7 protein-coding genes are annotated in these 17,567 nt (G+C 62.0%); 1 reads left to right on the forward strand and 6 read right to left on the reverse strand.

Translation table 11 applies throughout. The features are described from left to right. Positions 1 to 86: 86 nt before the first annotated feature. The 6 genes from K288_RS0127090 to K288_RS0127120 form a co-directional block, all read right to left on the reverse strand. Complete coding sequence (locus K288_RS0127090; RefSeq protein WP_027582391.1) at positions 87 to 11,087, reverse strand: filamentous haemagglutinin family protein; 11,001 nt, start codon at positions 11,085 to 11,087, stop codon at positions 87 to 89. Positions 11,088 to 11,336: 249 nt separating this feature from the next. Further along, entirely contained in the window at positions 11,337 to 12,296 is a 960-nt protein-coding gene (locus K288_RS0127100) for a FecR domain-containing protein (RefSeq protein WP_027582393.1), read from the reverse strand. 4 nt (positions 12,297 to 12,300) lie between these two features. Then, positions 12,301 to 12,918 (reverse strand): sigma-70 family RNA polymerase sigma factor, encoded by a 618-nt coding sequence (locus K288_RS46675; protein ID WP_051334746.1) that lies wholly within the window; start codon positions 12,916 to 12,918, stop codon positions 12,301 to 12,303. After that, positions 12,915 to 13,574: a secretin and TonB N-terminal domain-containing protein gene (locus K288_RS46680; protein ID WP_152535690.1), complete on the reverse strand. Its 660-nt coding sequence runs from the start codon at positions 13,572 to 13,574 to the stop codon at positions 12,915 to 12,917. Before K288_RS46680 ends, K288_RS46675 begins: the two co-directional genes overlap by 4 nt. A 318-nt stretch (positions 13,575 to 13,892) precedes the next feature. Further along, positions 13,893 to 14,924: an LLM class flavin-dependent oxidoreductase gene (locus tag K288_RS0127115; RefSeq protein WP_027582394.1), complete on the reverse strand. Its 1,032-nt coding sequence runs from the start codon at positions 14,922 to 14,924 to the stop codon at positions 13,893 to 13,895. 181 nt (positions 14,925 to 15,105) lie between these two features. Then, the gene (locus K288_RS0127120) at positions 15,106 to 15,510 is read right to left on the reverse strand and encodes a GFA family protein (RefSeq protein ID WP_027582395.1); all 405 of its coding nucleotides are present in this window, start codon (positions 15,508 to 15,510) and stop codon (positions 15,106 to 15,108) included. A 414-nt stretch (positions 15,511 to 15,924) separates the two neighbouring features. Between K288_RS0127120 and K288_RS0127125 the strand changes: the two genes are divergently transcribed. Beyond that, positions 15,925 to 17,556: a GMC family oxidoreductase N-terminal domain-containing protein gene (locus K288_RS0127125; protein ID WP_027582396.1), complete on the forward strand. Its 1,632-nt coding sequence runs from the start codon at positions 15,925 to 15,927 to the stop codon at positions 17,554 to 17,556. Positions 17,557 to 17,567: the final 11 nt, after the last annotated feature.

The following is a 17,567-nucleotide window of genomic DNA, read 5'->3' on the forward strand; positions in this document are numbered from 1 at the left end:
ACTTGCGACGCATCCACCAGACCACATAGGCATCGATCCGCTTCAGGTGCGCGAACACACGACCCGATGAATCGTTCAGCGGAGCTCTACGGGCCAATGAGCTGGCCCAGCCTGCTCTTCTCGCGATCGGTCAGGTTCTTCTGCTGTTCTTCGGTAAGCTCTCCGTTGCCGATCACGCGGAAGCCGCTCGTGGCATCATAGCCTTGCCTGCTATCGCTTCGTTGTTGGCGTTTGTCGTCCTGTTGCTTGTCGGGCGCTCCATCGTCGCCATTCCCGCCGCCGCCATAGCCGAGGAATTCCACGATGATGAGAGAGGGACGATCGTTGTTGCCGGCCTGCGTCGGCATCGTCGTTTGCTGGGTGGCGGCGGAAGTGTTGGATGCGGTCATCAGCGCGCCCACGGGCGGCCCCTGCACCGTCGGGATGCCCACAGAAATACCCTGAACCTGGATGTTACTGGCGTTGAGAATCTGCAGCGCCTGCAGCGTGACATTCCCCGACACGCGGATACCAGCCTCGCCGGCATCAATCGTGCCGTGCGGAGCAAACAGATCGACATCACCCGGCAGCACGCCCGGAACCCCGATCAGCGTTGCAATGCCCGCCCCCGTCTGCGGCGTGACCGGCGCCTTGGTGATGTTGCCATAGGCATCCACCGTAACTTGCGGTGGCGAAGTGACGAGCGACGTCTTCTTTCCTTTGCCGGCGTTGAGATCGCCATTGGTCGAGAACATCAGGATGTCGCCGCCCAATTCGGTGAATACGCGCGATTGCGCAACGACGACGCTTCGATCGGTGACGATGTTGACGTCGCCGCCGCGCAGCGTCAGCAAGCCGGGTCGTGCGGTGTCCTTTTGGCCGGTCAAGTCTGGCGTCTGGTTCTCGAAACCGAGCGTCACGCCGCCTCCCGGAGCCATGATGTTGATATCGCCGCCCGCCTCGGTGCGGATGCGCGACAGGCCGTAGAGCGACAGATTGCCGTTGTATGCGGCGGTCGGCGTGCCGATGGTGCTTCCAGGGAACAGGGTTTGGATAGCTTTGTACGCACGATCGTAGCCCCTGCCTCCGGCTCCATTTCCGTTTGCGGCCGCCCGCCCGCCGGCCTTCAGTTCGGCGAAGTAGACCCGCTCGATGAACGGCATTTGCTGAGCGGGCGAGAGCCTACGGAAATCAGCCAGCGCCTGCTCGCTTGACAGAACCGGATTGCCTTCGCGCTGGCGCATATGCTCAGTGAGTTCGTCGGAATAGCCTTTCAAGACGGAGCCGGCATTGGCTGGCTCCAAGTAGGCTGCGATGAAAGCAGCAATATCCGGTCCATCCTTGCCGACGCCCACAGCAACAGAAATGGAGGCGCCCGTCGGCGACAACCGGTTGTTGTCGGCATTGCCGAGGCTACTGATACCGGTGCTGGACAGTCCCGGATCGACGGAAGACCTTACGCTCAGATCACGGCCTGCCTGGATCTCCAGCGCGCCCGGACCGCCGATGCGAACATTCATGCGTGTATAGGATACATTGTAGAGATCGGTAATGTCGCGCCCGGCGGCAATGAGCGATACATCGTTCGCATGGTTATTCTGCAGGCCGAACACCGGACCGGCGACGTCGCGGCCGGCATGGATGCTGGTCTGCTTGCCGAACGCGAACATCACGCCGGCAATATCAGTGTCCGAATAGAGATGGTTGCGGCGCGGATCGTCCGGTTGAACGACATTGTAGATGTTCGTTTTGGCCGGCACCCTGAACGTGTCGTAGACGTTCATGATCGTGCCGACGGAATAGTAGGTTGGCGATGTAGCGTCCCCGCCGATCAGTGCCCCGGTTGCGCTGAATCCGAAATTGGAGATCGCTTGGCCCGCGAGAAAGTCAACCTGCCCTGTCGCGCTGGGCAGCCCGACCATGACGCCGCCTTGGACACCTGAATACCTGCCGCCCTTGATCCAGCCCGTTGGCGTCACCGCGGTGATATTGGCCGGCACGTAATCGCCGCTGATCGTGAGATTGCCGCCGAGCGCGAACATCTCGATCGCCGAATTCGAAGTTTGGGTCGTGAAGAAGCCGTACGGCACAGGCGCCGCGTCCGAGTAGCCGGCATAGAGGTTGCAGACGAATAAATCGCAGCCCGCCAAACCCATCGGTGCGAGACGACCAGGTCCGGCATTGGGGTTGTAGCCCTGCTGAATTCCAGCACGCGTGGGATCACCGATCTGAACGCTCTGCGTACGATCGGACGTCACGGTGACTTGTGCGTCCCCTACCAGGACATTCACGGCACTGGTCGACGAACTGACTATGGGATTGGGCGGCGGAGGAGTGACCCCGAAATCCTGTGCGTGGATTTCTCCCGCGCCCCTGCCGATCAGGATATTGGACTTGTCCAGAAGCGTGCCGACATCGACCCTGACGCTGCCACCGCCGGTGACGACAGCGTCCGCCAGGCTCGTCCCCGTGACAGGCAAGCGGCCGGTCGTGGGCACGCTGACATCGACGTTGACCATTTTGCCGCCGACCATCACCGAGGCGTTGCCGCCACCCAGCGCACCGAGGCCACGGAATGCGGCGACGCTGGGAGCGCCGTCGCCGGCCGCGTAAGACTGGAAATAGGTGCCGAAATTGATGAACCAGGTGCCGTTGATGCGGCCCTGACCGGACGGACTGGGCTGCCCCATCGTCCATAGCCAGAACGTGTCGACCTCGCTCGCAGCACTGCCATTCTGGCCGTTGGGAGAAAGGACCGAGCTACCCGTGAGGTCGCCCTGGGCGACAACCCGCAAATTTCCGCCGCCGACGGGATAACTCGGATAGAGCGCCGTAGGATAAATCGTATCCCAGCTTGTACCGGACTGCGTGGCATAATCCCAGGTCTGATAGCCGAGATAGGTCCGGCTCATCGCCCCTGCCAATGCCGACTGGATCGTCTGGCGCACCGGCGGGGTAAATCCGGCCACCGGACCTGATTGATATCCCGCGGTGTAGATGCCGAACGGAGTCGTGATGACGATGTCGCGGCCGGCGGCCAGGTCGAGATCGCCTGACCCGGTTCGCAGCACGCTCGCGATCGGATATCCGCCTGCGTCATTGTGTGGGTCGTCGAACACGATCGAGCCTTTGCCCGCCGCAAGACTTGACTTCGGCAGCAAGCTGTTGGGATCGGCGCTCGCCAGATTGGCCCCCGCCGTCAGACGCAACGTTGCCGAGCGAGCGCCTTGCGCGAGCAGTGGAGCAATCGCGAAGATATTGCCGTCCGGCGAAGCGACAGGGCTGTCAAAGCCGTCGCTCAAGCTGCCGTTCATGGTGAGGTCGCCGGCGGCGCGCAAGGTCAGCACCATGGGCTCGCCGTTATAGCGGTAAGTATGGAGGTCGATGCCGGTATTGGTGCTCGACGGAGCCTGCATCAGCGCCATGTCACCGGTGCTGAAGAACTCGATCCCGGGCATCAAATGGAAGGCGGCATGAGTTGCCAGCGTCCCGATCCCTGCCTTGATAGCCGCCGCGTTGGCGACATAAGCCTGGGCGTCGGCGTCGGCCGCGGCGATCCACTGATCGACATAGGGATTGCTGGAGATATCGATCGCCACCGCCGCTTCGGCAGCGATCTCGCGCGCGCCGATCAACGTCACACCATTGGCGGAGATCGCAACGCTGCTCGCTCCGTTGCGCGGGGCGCGCAACCACACCTTGCCGCCGCTTTGATTGATTGCCTGGTCGCCGCCGGTAACGTCGATCCTGGAGCCAGATGCGAGCCTCAGCGTGCCTGTGCTGCGACTGTCGATGCCGAGGAAGACGTTGCCCGCGTCGCCGGTTGCCGTAGTGGCGCGCGCATCGAGCACTGCGCTGCCGGCAAGCGTGAGATTGTTGCCGGCGGTCAGGCGGATGCTGCCGCCGCCCGGACCGCGCGCGTCGATCAGCCCATTGACGGTGACATTGCCGGTGATCGCCGAAAGCTCGACATTGTGCGCGGCTACGTTCGAAACCGTGATGTCGCCGGTCCGCAGCGTCAGCGCCTGCCTCCCACCGAAGCCCTCCACCGCGGCGAGCAGCATGCCGGCGTCGCCGGAGCCGAGGCTCATCGACACCTGGGCACCCCCGTAACCGGCAACAGCCCTGACAACGAAGCCGCCCTCGAGCTGCGCCGTACCGTTGCTTGCAACGACATTGAGCGTGCCAGCATCGCCGCCGCGATCCGACGACCATGCGTCAATCACCGGCGTCCTGGCGCGATCCACCGCGTCGAGGTCGCCGCCGCTCACATCGATCAATGAACCTGCCGTCATGACGATATTGCCGTTCTGCGATTGCAGGTTCACCGTGCCGGCCGGCGCGATGCGCACGACGTCGAAGAACGGCGTGATCTCGCCGGACACGTCGGTCACCGAGCCCGATGCCAGCGTAACGCCCGAGGCGCCGTTCAGTGTAATCATTCCCGAGGGCAGCCGAATCTCGGTGCCCTGAACAATGCTTGCCGCGTTCCCGGTCAGACGCGCGCCGAGGGAGCGAAAAGTGCTGATTGGCGTCACCGCCGTGGCGGGCCTGAGGAAGCTCAACGCGCCCGTGGTGTTGATCGTCGTATCCGCTCCCGCCCTGGCGGCCATCACCGGTGTGAAGACCGTCACGGGACTCGTGAAATTGTAGATCCCGGCGCCGTCGCCGATCACCTGCGCCGCGCCGGACAAGGTCACCGAACCGAAGCCACCGAAACCCACCGTCCCGTTCCCCAGCGTCAGTTCGGTCGCATCGAACTCGATCGAACCCTGACCGGAACCGGCTGCCGTTCTGGCCGCGCCGCTGTTGGTGAACTTGAGTTTTCCTGCCGTGATCGTCGCCGCGTCGGCTGCGGAGCCGAAGCCCTGGATGACCGGCGCATCGAAGGTCAGCGAGGTGAGAACAGGCTGGCCCCCCGCCCCCGCTCCGCCTACCGTCACCGAGCCATAGATGTTGATCCCCTGCGCGCCACTCAGAATCAGGTTGCTGACCGGAGCCACCTGATGAGCGGGATCTCCGCGCATGAATCCCGCCAGGAGCTCGTTGGTCAGAGTGACGCCACTGCCTCCGCCTTGCCCGAGATTGATCGTGGGCGCGGCGAGCGTGATGGTCGGCGCACCAAACGCGGCGGTGGGATCGACGGAGAAATTGGAAACGTTGGCCAGCGCGATGTTGGTCCCGGCATCGACCCTCGCGCCGGCCCCGATCGTGAGGCGGCTGGTTCCCGCCGCGGTCAAAAGGATGGGCAGCGTGCTCGGCGCATTGGAAGCCATCAGGAAGGCGCCGCCGGTCAGCACGATCGACCCCAGCGTGAGCCCGGTGACGGAATCCACGGCGAACTGGTCGAAAGCTGCACCGGCTGCGGTCGTATCGATCACCGCACCGGGATCGATAGTGATTGCACTGTTCGCGCGCAACATGATCTCCGGCGCGCGCAGCACGGCATGCGAGCCGATCTCGATATTGGTCGCCGCCTGGTTGATGCGGAGCTGGGTGTTACCTATTCCGCTGAACAAGCGCACGCCGCCGATCAGCACGCTCTGCGCACCGATGGCGCTGATCAGGTCATCATCCAGCCCCGTATAACCCGGCGTGAGGACGTCGCCGGGGCCGAGCAGCATGAGCCTGGTGCCCACGATATCGGCCTGACCGCCACGCCCGCCCTGCGGCACGGAGAAATCTGTCTGACCATTGAAGGTGATGCCGTTGATCGCATTGAGCACGATGCGCCCGGCGTCGATGGGCAGCGGCGGCGCCACGGTGTCGGCGCGTTGGGCTTGCTCCAGGAAGACTTGCGACAGGGTCCTCTCTATGTACTGCGATTGCTGGCGCACCAGCGCCCCTGGCGTAACAATGAACTCCGAGGGCAAGGAATCCCGGATGGCTGTGTTGGCAACGGCCCGGAAGCCAGAGACCAAATAGTCTCCCGTGGCGAGCTTGAGATTCCCTGCAATCCGCGACGGCGCGAGGTTGCTTGCCGCTACCGTTACTTTATAGCCACCCGGCAACAGCGCGTAGTGGCCGGGCAGCAGCGTGTAATAGCCGGCAGCGAGCCCATCAATCCCGCTCAGATAGACCTGGTCGCCGACCGAAAGATTGACGTTGGGTGCCGACTTGCTCGGATCGCCGCTGCTCGAGTCCATCAGGGGCGAGCGTGGTGCATAGGCCGCCCCGAGGCTCGGCAGGATGGCGAAGGTGTTGACGCCATTCAATGTGTCCACCGACCCACCGGCACCACTCACGAACTGCGCGCCATAGAAGTCGCCGCCGCCGGACTCGTCGATCTTGGCGGCAGGCCGGCCACCGGCTGCGCCTCCAACATTGATGTTTTGACCATAGAAGGAGATCAGCTTCTGAACCGGCCTGTTGATCTGATTAGGTGTGCCGCCGGCGAAGCCGTAGATGTAGTAGAGTTCGCCCTGAGGGCTGCCGTAAGGAATCAGCAGGCCTTCCGCCGAAACCGACGTGATGCTGCCAGGAAGCAGGTTGATATCTGTCGTCCCGCCGGGATTGGAGAGATCACCGAAGGTGATCTGTCCCAAAGGCGCGCGCAATACGCCGCCCTGATTGATGGTGGGAGCGATCAGTTGCAGCTGGCCGCCGGCTGACAAGGGCGCCGGCGGTGTATCTGTCCCGTTGCGCGCGATGGTGATCGTGCTGGTCGGGCCGCTGCAGATGATCTGGATCAGACTGCTCTGCGAGGTGTTCCGCGCGTCGAAACCCGGCGGGCTGGTGACGGGATAGAGTTGTGCGGCTGTGAATACCAAATCGCCATAAGTCGTGATGATGGTGGCGGTCGAGTTTTGGGTCGGGTCGGGTACGAACCGGATGTCACCGCTGCTGTTGAATTTCATGACGGCAAACCCGGGACGAGTGACATCGACCGGTACCGGGTTATTGTAATTGCTATAGAAAGCGCCACTCCACAGACTGCCCTGGATGTCGATCAAATCGGCATTCAGCGTCAGGTCGGCCGTACCTTCGGCGGCTGCACCCCACGAGATCCAGCTCGCCGCGTTCGGCATGGACTCCGCACGACCGATAACGACATAGGCCGAGCTCAGTTGCACATCTGCTCCCGGGGTAGCGCTCCAGGTTCGCGCGTTGATCGCGAGGCTGCGATTGGTATGCAGATTGATATCGCCGTCGAAGACCACCGCATCGACCGCACCCAGCGAAATGCTATCGAAGCCCGAACTCATGATCTTGTCGGCGCTGACATTCAGCTTTCCGAGCAGTTCCGTCGGAAGTGCGTCTCCCACTCGTATACCCTTGGGCAGACGTGACCGCATGCCCTGGGTCAGCACCAGTTCAGCCAGCGGCTGCGTGAAATTGGGCCGATTCGCCGGATCGGAAGCCCACATCGTCTGGTCGATCGTGAGAACTCCGCCGGCAGCCGTCGGTCCACCGCCTTGGGCACGAATGGTCGAATCGAGGAAGAGCCCCTGCGATGCCACGATGTTGAGCGCACCGCCGTTTGTCGCTACCGGATAATCGACGATAGACCGTGAGAAACCGCTACGCGTCGGCGCACTGATGCTGCCTGCGCCGCCGGACACATCGATGATTGATCCGGCCTCGGCGACGACGCTTCCCACCGCATAGGCATAGGTGGAGAGCGGAGCTCCGAAATAATTGGCATATGGGTAGTAGATCGCATTGGGTCCGTTCTGATTGACATTGACGCTGCCACCATCCCAGAGCCGATAGGCCGACTCTCCGGTGCCGTCCATGTAGGTTTGCACCAGGCCCGGCGCGATCAGGCGCGCGTTCGCCCCGATCCAGAGCGTCGTCGACGGATCGTAGCTCGGCGCATCACGGGTGTTGGAGGATTGCACCAGACCGTAAAGGTCGAGGTTGATCGTCCCTGCGGGCGCACGAATTGCGCCGTCGATGGTCAGTTGACGGCTGGCATGAAGGCTGATGCTTGCACCGGGGTCGGCATTGATCGTTGCACCAGTACCCATGACGAGGGCGCCGTCGATCGGATCGACTGCGCTGAGCGCCAGATTGACCGGCTTGGCTGCCTGATAGAGTTCGGGACTTCCCACCGCCGCCAGTGCGAGAATGCTTGAACCACTCGGCGCAGCGACAATATCCGATCTCGGGATGAGGATCTGCGCGTGCAGCTCGATGTCAGTTTCGGCCGCAATGGTGAGACCGCGATAACTGATCAGCTCGTATTGACCGAAGCCTCCGGTTGAGAAGAAGGACGGCTCGAGCCAGAGGAATGAGTCGTCGACCGGCCTGTTCCCTCCGATCTGGATGTCGCGCGTCACGAGCCTGAGCTGTCCGCCGGCCGCAAGACCGTATGAGCGCACCGTTCCGTCCAGCGTCAGATATGACGGACTAGTGCCGCTCCCTCTATCGTTAGGTGTCTTGATATTGGTAGCAAGCGTGATGTTGCCGCCGGTTCCTACCGGCAGATCGCCGGATGTCTTGAGCTTGCCATTGGCCTGAAGCCAACCGCCGCTGGACGCGTCGATGAGCGCGCCGGCGCCGAGATCGATACCGCCGAAGGCATTGATCGCGACGTTGCCGCCATTGTAGAGCGTGGGCATTGCGACGCCGCCGGACAGAAGGTCATTCGTCCAAATACCCGAGACATCGATCACGGCACCAGGTTTGAGGATGACGTCGCGCAGCGCCGATGAACCGATGTTCGACGTGGTCAGCGTGACCGCGCCGGCGCGGGCGATGAGCCGCCCGTCAAGGGAGATGCTGCCCCCCGACGTCATCGTGATCGCACCGCCATCGGCTACCCTGAGAACCGCGCCATCCGTCAAGGCAATTCCGCTGGCGTTGATGGTGATGCTGCCGTAGTCGGCGGCATTGAGCGCCTCAGATGAGAGATAAAGGTTGTTCCGCCAATCCGTCGGAAGCATGGTGTTGGGATCGCGGCTGCCGTTGGTCACGCTGCTGTCGGCAAAGACATCCGTGGGCGGAGTCACCGTGGGAGCTATGATGACATTCGACAGGCCAGGTCCGCTGTCCTGGCCGATGGTCAGCGATCCGTTCTGCGCCATGTTGCCGGCGGTCCGCTGATAGATGCCGTTGACGGCGGTCGCGTTGACGTCAGCGTCGATCTCGGCTTGCGGCGCGACGACGGACAGGCGCCCCGCCGACTTTCCTTCCGTATAGCTGGACTGGTAGCGCACGCTGTTGCCGCCGAGCGGATTGCGGTAGATTTCGGTGATGCCCCAGTGGGCGTGATTCACCGTGAACATTCCGGCGATGCCGACATAGGCCATATCGGCCGGCGCTTGGTTGATGTCGTAGATGCGCCCGTCGGCACCCACGAGTCGCGTGCTGGGTACGTACCCCGCCCGATGCGCAAGCGAACCACCGGCGATGTTGATCACGGCACCCGGCCGCAGGATCGCATCGCCGGTCGAGAACACATTGACCGAACCTCCGGTGGTCAGACGCTCATCGATCGAGCGAGGAACAAGGCCGAGCCAGCCTGATACTTCCAGCAGGCCGCCGGCGGTATAGATCCGATCATCCGCGATCCTGTTGAGATCGTGAACGTTCACCCAAACATCCATGCCTTTGAGGATGCTGTTGCGATTGAGCGGAGAGTCGCGCAGTTCGTTGCTGCGCACGTTGACCTTGATGACGTCGTTGGAGGCGGCCACCGCGACGTCCTGCATGCCCGAGACGTCAATGATTGCACCAGCACCGACATAGACGCGGCCGGCATCGAACCCAGAATTGACCATAAGACCAGGAATTGTACGGTTCTGCATCAACAGAACCTGGGGATTGCTGGACGCTTGCAGCATGACGTTGCCGCTGGGCGCGACAAGCTGGGCTCCGCCCAACACATTGACCGTCAGCCCCTCCACCTTGATCGCCGACTTGCCTTGCGGCTGGCCATCGAGCGCCGTGTGGCCGTTTTCCTCGGGCAGGATCGCTGTCATGCTGCCGGCGGAAAGCTCGACGGATCCAAGGCGCGTGGGGACGGCGTAGTACGCCGTGGCGGCGACATCGACGATGCCGATTTGGGCTACACCATCATGCGCGATCAGGCTGATCGAGCCGGCCTCCTCTACCGAAGTTGTTGCGGACAGAACACCGGCCTGCTTCACGTTCATCCCGACCAACGAGATGTTGCCGGTGGGCGCGCTGATAAAGCCCTGGACTGTGTTGGTAACGCTGCCACCATTCAGAAGATTGACATCCACGCCGCGGACATTGGAATCCATACTCTGCGTGAGGTAAACCGCACTGCCGGCCGCCAGAACGGTCTGGCCGTCCGGCGTGACGATGGTGCCGCTGTTCGTAACCTTGCTGCCGAACAGATACACATTCCCGCCGCCGTTGGTGACCGACCTGGACGCTGCGGTCTGAATGAGCGCACCCGCCTCCACCGTGATCTCGCCCGCCGATCCGCCCGACGTATTGACGAAGACTGGATCGAAAATCTTCTGGTTCGCGATGTCATAGCCTTGCGGGTTGACGATCCCCTTGAGGAACTGCTGATCCGTCAAGTTGAGCGATGACGCAACCAGCGTGTGCACGTTCACCTGGCTCGTTCCGCCGAAAATGATGCCGTTCTGGTTGATGAGATAAGCTGAGCCTTCCCCGCGGATCGCACCCAGGATCTGGCTCGGCACGCCCGAGGGATCGTTGACGCGGTTGAGGGCGACCCAGGTGTTGGTTCCATCGGCCTGCGTGCCCGCACTTTGATCGAAGTGCACCGTCGTATTCTGACCGACATTGAAAGTCTGCCAGTTAAGGATGGCCTTCTGGCCGGTCTGTTGGATTTCGACTGCGACGCCACTGCCGCTTGCGCTCTGGGTCGGCATCTTCGCATTCTGCCATAAGGCAGAATTCGGGGTGGCGCCCGGGGCGATCTGCAGACCGCCAGGCGCAAGACCGTTCGGGACTGCGCTCGGTACCAGGGCGGCCGCGTTGCGAGCCGCGGTCTGCGCCGCTTGCATCGCCTGGAATGCACGCGCCGCCGCCGCGATCGACTGCTGCGTCGCCTGCTGTGCCTGCTGCGCGCCGGCCATCGCCGAATTGATCGCGGCGTTGACCGCCGACGAGGACGCACCATTGCTGCCCAGTGGCCGGGCATGCGCGCCTTGCGTCGGAGCCATCAGCAATGCCGCTGCGCTGACGGACGCCAAAAGCGTCCCTTTAAACCTGGGATCGGGACGGCGCGAAGAAACGGGCATGGAACGGCGCTCTCGGCAAATCCAACACATGATACGCACCGTTCGTGATCTCGAAGAGCTTCACGGCCGGCGCCTCCGATGAGAGACGATTGTCGAAAAAGGAATCTGAACCAACCTCGACACGAAATTTTTTATGACAGTTATGTATCAGCGACAGGCCGCTGGAAGCCGTCAACTGAGCAGCATGATCCCGCCAGGCAGGGATCGGGGCTTCACCCCATAAACCTGTGCGATCCAGAGCAGAATTTCGTCGATTCGCTCGATCTTGAAGCGGCCGTTGACGGATCGCTGCGCCAATTCGGTATTTACGAGAATGACCCGACCGGGCCGGTAGCGGTTGATTTCCGCAATGACGTCGGAGAGCGGCGTATAGCGAAAGATCAGAATGCCGTCTCGCCAGGCAGCGGCGTCCGCAGCATCGACCGCGGTGACTTCTCCAAGTCCCGCCTTGTCATAGCGAAGCTGCCGGTTGGCGCCGATTGTCGCGACCCGTCCTTGCTGTTCGATGCGAACCTCGCCGTCGAAGCATGTGACGCATACGCTCGAATCGATGTTGCGCACATCGAATTGCGCTCGCGTCGTCGTCGAACGGCCGTCAGCGGCCACCACGGTCAACGATCTCTTCGGCTGCTTCGGCATGGCAAAGAAGGCCTCGCCTGCGATCAGCGTTATCTGGTCAGTGTCGACGGCCTGCGGAATCGCAATGCTGGTCCGAGTGTTCATCCGCACGGATATTTCGTCCGCCAGCATGACACGCCGCTGCTCCCCGATCGCGGTTCGATAGTCTGCCCGGAACTCATCAAGTGACGGCCAAAGCGCAAGTGGCGGATTGATCACGGCATAAGCCGCCGCAGAAGCTGCAAGCGCACCAGTCCCGGCCAACATGGCACGCCGGCTCGTCGGGGACGGCGGCGGCACCCAAGCCGGCTTACCTTCCTCCGCGATAAGGCGACGCCCCGCCGCAGCAAAATCGCTCCACAATCGGGTCGCCTCCGCGAAGGCAGCTTCATGGGCGGGGCTCTGGCGCCGCCAGCGTTCGGCCTTCTCGAAATCCCCCATATTCGCTTCCCCCGAGGCGAGTTCGGTGACCCACCGCCGGGCATCGCGCTTCAGTATTGCGGCGCTGTCCATGCGATCATCCGCGCTCATTTCGGGACCCCGGCGACTTTGGCGTCCTGGCCGACGACGCTGCAGGAGGCTCTTGCCCCAGAGACGATTGTCGAGGCTCCGAAATGAACTCGCCAGCAATCAGTTTTTCGAGGCGCTCGGCGCAGTAGTCATGTGCAGCCTGCAGCTCGCGATGTACGTAGCGCACCGACACGCCATAGCGTTGGGCAATTTCTCGCCGCCCCAAACCTTCAACCCTGGCCGCAAGCAGAATCGCCTTCTGGCGCGGCGGCAGTTCGGCCATCACCTCCATCAGCATCCTTAAGTGGGAGCGCCCCTCGGCATCGCGCTCCGCGCCGGGCGCATCGTCTGCGATGCCGAGCAGCGCATTCGCGTCGGAGGTCGTCACCAGTCGGTTCTCGGCGCGCAAATTGTCGCGCGCAATATTAATGGCAGCTCGTAGAAGATAGGTGTCAGGCGCGCGAACCTGGGCCAAATCCCCACCGCGCTCGAGCCGCAGCCACGTGTCATGCAAGGCGTCGCCAGCAAGCTCGGCGGAACCGAGATACCGGGTCAATCGTCTTTTCAGATCGTCGTATCGCAACAGGAGAAGCTGCTGAAGCGCGTCCCATCCGGCTCGCGTCATGGTCCGGCTCCGGCTTGCCGCGCTCCGTCCTGCCCGCAGTCGCGCACCGCGTCGGGCGTGAGGACCATCACAACCGGTTGGGCAAAGCCAGCGGGTGGCGGCGCACCAATCTTCACATCGCGAAATGCTTGATCAAGCGCGCCGTCAAGATCGGAATTTCCCGTTGTATCCAGACGTGCCGCGCGCGTCACGCTGCCGGACGCATTGATCCACAAGCTGGCGGCGACGCGATATCCTCCCGATCGCGCGCGTCCGTTCGCGCAGAACGCTTGCTTGATGCCGGCCTGTATTCGGCCATAATATTCCGTAACGAGCGCGAACGACGCCGTACCCACGGAGGGACCTGATCTTCCCTTCTCCGCCAACTTCAGCACAAAGCCATCGGCAGCCATATATTGCGGAGAGAGGCCCGTGCCGGCAAGCAGCATCCTGAGCGCGACCTCCGGCGTGAACGCGCCCTTAACTTCGGCAGACTGCCGCCCCCTAGCCAAGTCACCATCGTAGATAACTTGCCGGCCGGAGATCGCGCCGTAGCCCTCAAGCGCAGACGTCAGCGACTGAACAGGCAAATCGAAGGTGACCAGCTCCGCAGATCCGGCTTTTCCGTCACGCTGCTCTGAGGCCGCCAGCTCATCTGGAGTTACAAGACAACCCATGATCAGAGCAAGGCTCAGCCAAAGTACGCAGCAAACTCGCGTTGCATGGCAAGAAGCAGACCGCGGGACAGCAAAAGCGCGACGAGAACTGGAGCGAGCATTGGACACGATCGAACGTCTACCACACAGACCAACAGATATGATGGTATTGCTCGACCTTTAGAACTGCCAAAGGCCGGCCGACGACGACCACCTTTAGTTTCGCAAAAACCCCACGTCGGACGGATGACCGTATTAGGGCACTGTTACGATTTGACGACAGCGTTTAGTTGCCCCTCAGGTCGACGACGACGCATGACTCTGAACTAACCGTTTGACCTAACTGGGCAGGGCTGTGCGCTCGCCTGCGAGCGGCAGCACTTCGCGCGCGAAGATTTCCGCGGAGTGCAGCACCTCTTCGTGCCTGAGATCGCCGAAAGAGAACTGGCCGATGAAATAGTTCGTGCCGGACGCGTTAGCCAAGCGCTTCACTTGGTCGCGCAGCGTCGCCGGCGTGCCCGCGAACGCGCCGCCATTCTGCACCATGGTATCGAAATCCTCCGATACCATCTTTGCTATCCGGGACGGCGTGCCGTGCAACTTCCAGAGCTTCATGAAACTCTGGTAGAACGCTGGCCAGGCGCGGCGTCCAAGCGCCATCGCTTCGCCATCGCTGTCGGCCGCGACCACGTAGCGATGGATGCCGAGCAAGGGCAGCGTCTCCTGCGTCCGTCCTGCCGTCGCCCATTCGGCGCGGTAGCGATCCGTTATCTCTCGCACGCGCTGCACCGGCCCACCGCAGACGATGTTGATCGCGTTTTCCGCCGGCCACGCCGCGCCTTCGGGCGCCGACACCGCGTACCACAAAGGCGGACGCGGGCGCTGCAGCGGCTTCAGAGAGACCGGCACATTCGCAAACCGATAATGCACGCCGTCGAAACTGACCTCATCTTGGGTCAAAGCCTTCATGATGACGCTGTAGGCCTCGGTATACATTGCCTGCGCATGGTCCGGATCGACTCCGAAATAACTAAGTTCGTGTGGCGAAGCGCCACGGCCGATGCCGACCTCAATACGTCCACCGCTCAAGTGGTCCAGCATGCAGATCTCCTCGGCGAGCCGCAGCGGATGATGAGCCGGCAACACATAGACCAGCGCACCCAAGCGCAGGCGCGTGGTGCGTTGCGCAACGGCGGCAAGGAAGACGCTCGGCGACGGTGTTAGACTGAGCGGGGTCGCGTGGTGCTCGCTCATGTGATAGGTTCGAAATCCAACCTGGTCGTAGAATTCGACCAGCTTGAGGCGGTTCTCATACTGCTCGGCGAGCGGATACGGCCCGTGGTCATTCTGATCGAAGATACCGAACTGCATCATTCACTCCATGTTGGTCACATGGCACCGTAAGATGGACGCTATTGCTGCATGATGTCATGCCGAGGACCGCATATTGCAGACGAAACATTCAATCGTCCGGCTGGCCTGGCGTCTACGCGTGACTGCGTGTGCGAGTGCTGACCGTGACCGGTCCTTCTCAGTCGTCGACCGGTCCTTCTCAGTCGTCTTGACGTCGACGGTGATCGAGTTCGTGATCGAAAGCCACCCAAGGATGCCCCTCCGCCTCCCAGGCGGATAGCATCGGCCATGGCATCGACTGGTCAGCGAACGCACCAAAGGCGATGGCGATGAATTCAGGGATAAATGCAGGGTACCAAAACACTGTGGAGCCGCAGGCGGGGCAGAAATGAAATTCGACTTTTCGCCCCGAGTCGCTGCTGCGGTCGTAGACTTTGTTTGGCCCCTCGATGCGCACCTGATCCTTCGGAAAAAAGGCGCTGACGCCAAAGGGAGAGCCAGTACGGCGCTGGCACTCGAGGCAGTGACACGCGGCCACAAACGCCGGCTCGCCGCCCACCTCTGCACGCAACGAGCCGCAGCAGCAATGCGCGATTTTCGTCATGACTGAACCTCCAAGAGTACGGCCAAGTCTTGAGTACGGCTAAGTCTTGCATTCGTGCAGCCTAGAGCTGGCAAATTGCTACGATATTTCAGGTCACGGCAATGAGTTTCAGACGTAGCAACAACGGTTACGACTCTGGATAACCTTTTCGGCGGCAGGATCGCGGACGCGACCCGATAGGCTAAAATCTAAGCACGGCGAAAAGCCGCCGCTGAGTCTGATACTGCTGTCTTTCATCCTCGCAGCTGTGCGCATGCGCATGTAGCCACCGCTGATCGTGATCGCACGAAAATGCATTGATAAGACTTTCGACAACGGAAAGATGGTTTCGTCTCCGGAGCGGATTTCGAATTTCGCGGCCGGAGCTCTGAACCGCAGTTCTTACCTGCGGGCGAAATGTGCGACGGCGGGGCCATGCAAACAAAGACATCCGAAACTTCGAATGACGATCCTCAAAACGCCGAATTTGCTGCACGAGTCGAGGCCAATCAGAGGACGCTCACGAGCGCACTCCGACAGCGCTATGATTTCATCGTCTGCGGATCCGGTTCATCCGGGTCGGTCGTTGCGCGACGGCTGGCTGAGAACCCGGCTGTTAGCGTGCTCCTGCTCGAGGCCGGCGGGACCGATGCTGTGCCAGAAGTTCAGGATGCCGCGCGCTGGAGCGAAAATCTCGGCTCGGACCGAGACTGGGCTTTCAGGACCCGTCCGAACCCGCACCTGAACGGCCGGGCACTGGTATGGTCGATGGGTAAAGTTCTTGGTGGCAGTTCAAGCATCAACGTGATGGTGTGGGCGCGCGGACACAGGACTGACTGGGACTACTTTGCACGGGAGAGCGGCGATGATCGCTGGTCCTACCGCAGCGTACTCGAGATCTATCGGCGGATCGAGGACTGGCGCGGAGCGCCAGATCCCAAACGACGCGGCGCCGGCGGCCTGGTCGTTGTCGAGCAATCGGCGCCACACCCTCTCGCCACGGCTCTGTGCGAGGGAGCATCATCGCTCGGCGTTCCCTGTTTTTCTGACCAGAATGGCGTGATGATGGAGATGGCGGGTGGCGCCGCGCGGTGCAATATTCGCATCCGCGACGGCAAGCGCCTATCGGTCTTCCGCAGCTACCTCTATCCTTATATGGATCGCCCCAATCTGACCGTGCTCACGCATGCACTGGTGACGCGCATCAAAATGAAGGGCGCGCGGGTAACCGGCATCGAGGCGATCTACGACGGGGCCTCACGCAGCTTCGACGTTGAGCATGAGCTCATCCTCTCGCTCGGCGCGGTACACACGCCCAAGATCCTGATGCAATCCGGTATCGGGGATGCGCAGGATCTCCGCAAGTTCGGCATTGATGTCGTGCAGCATCTTCCCGGTGTCGGCCAAAATCTTCAGGAGCACCTGCTTGTCGACGGTTGCGTGTGGGAGTACGCGGAGCGGCCGCACGACTATGGGGCCGTGCGGGGCACCTTCTTCTGCAGAAGCGACGCCGCACTCGATACGCCGGACGTGCAAGCTTTCGTCATCGATGGTGTATCCCACAGCCCCGACACCGGTGCTTCCGATGCGACCGGTTCATACTGGTCAATCAGGCCCGGGATCGTGCGGCCGCACGCCAAAGGAAGGATTCACCTCACCGGCCCTGACCCGATGGACCCGGTCGATATCGAAACGAATCTTCTCAGCGACCCGGCGGACCTGAAGGCGGCCTTGCGAGCCATTGAGCTCAGCCGGGATCTCGGCAATTCCGCGGCCTTCAGTTCACTCACGAAGCGTGAAATGTCCCCCGGGCGCCTCCGTCGATCGGAAATGGAGAACTTTGTCCGCGATCGCATCATACCGTTCTGGCACTTCACCTGCACGGCCAAGATGGGGCGCGACGAGATGTCGGTCGTTGACGGCTCGCTCAAGGTCCATGGCATAGAAGGGCTGCGAATCGCCGATGGGTCAATCATGCCAAGGGTCACAACCGGCAATACGATGGCCCCCTGCGTCATCATCGGTGAGCGTGCGGCGGCGATGATCCGCGAAGCCCACGCCATCTGAGTTTTCGAGCG

This window comes from Bradyrhizobium sp. Ai1a-2 (genome assembly GCF_000426245.1).
GTDB lineage: Bacteria > Pseudomonadota > Alphaproteobacteria > Rhizobiales > Xanthobacteraceae > Bradyrhizobium.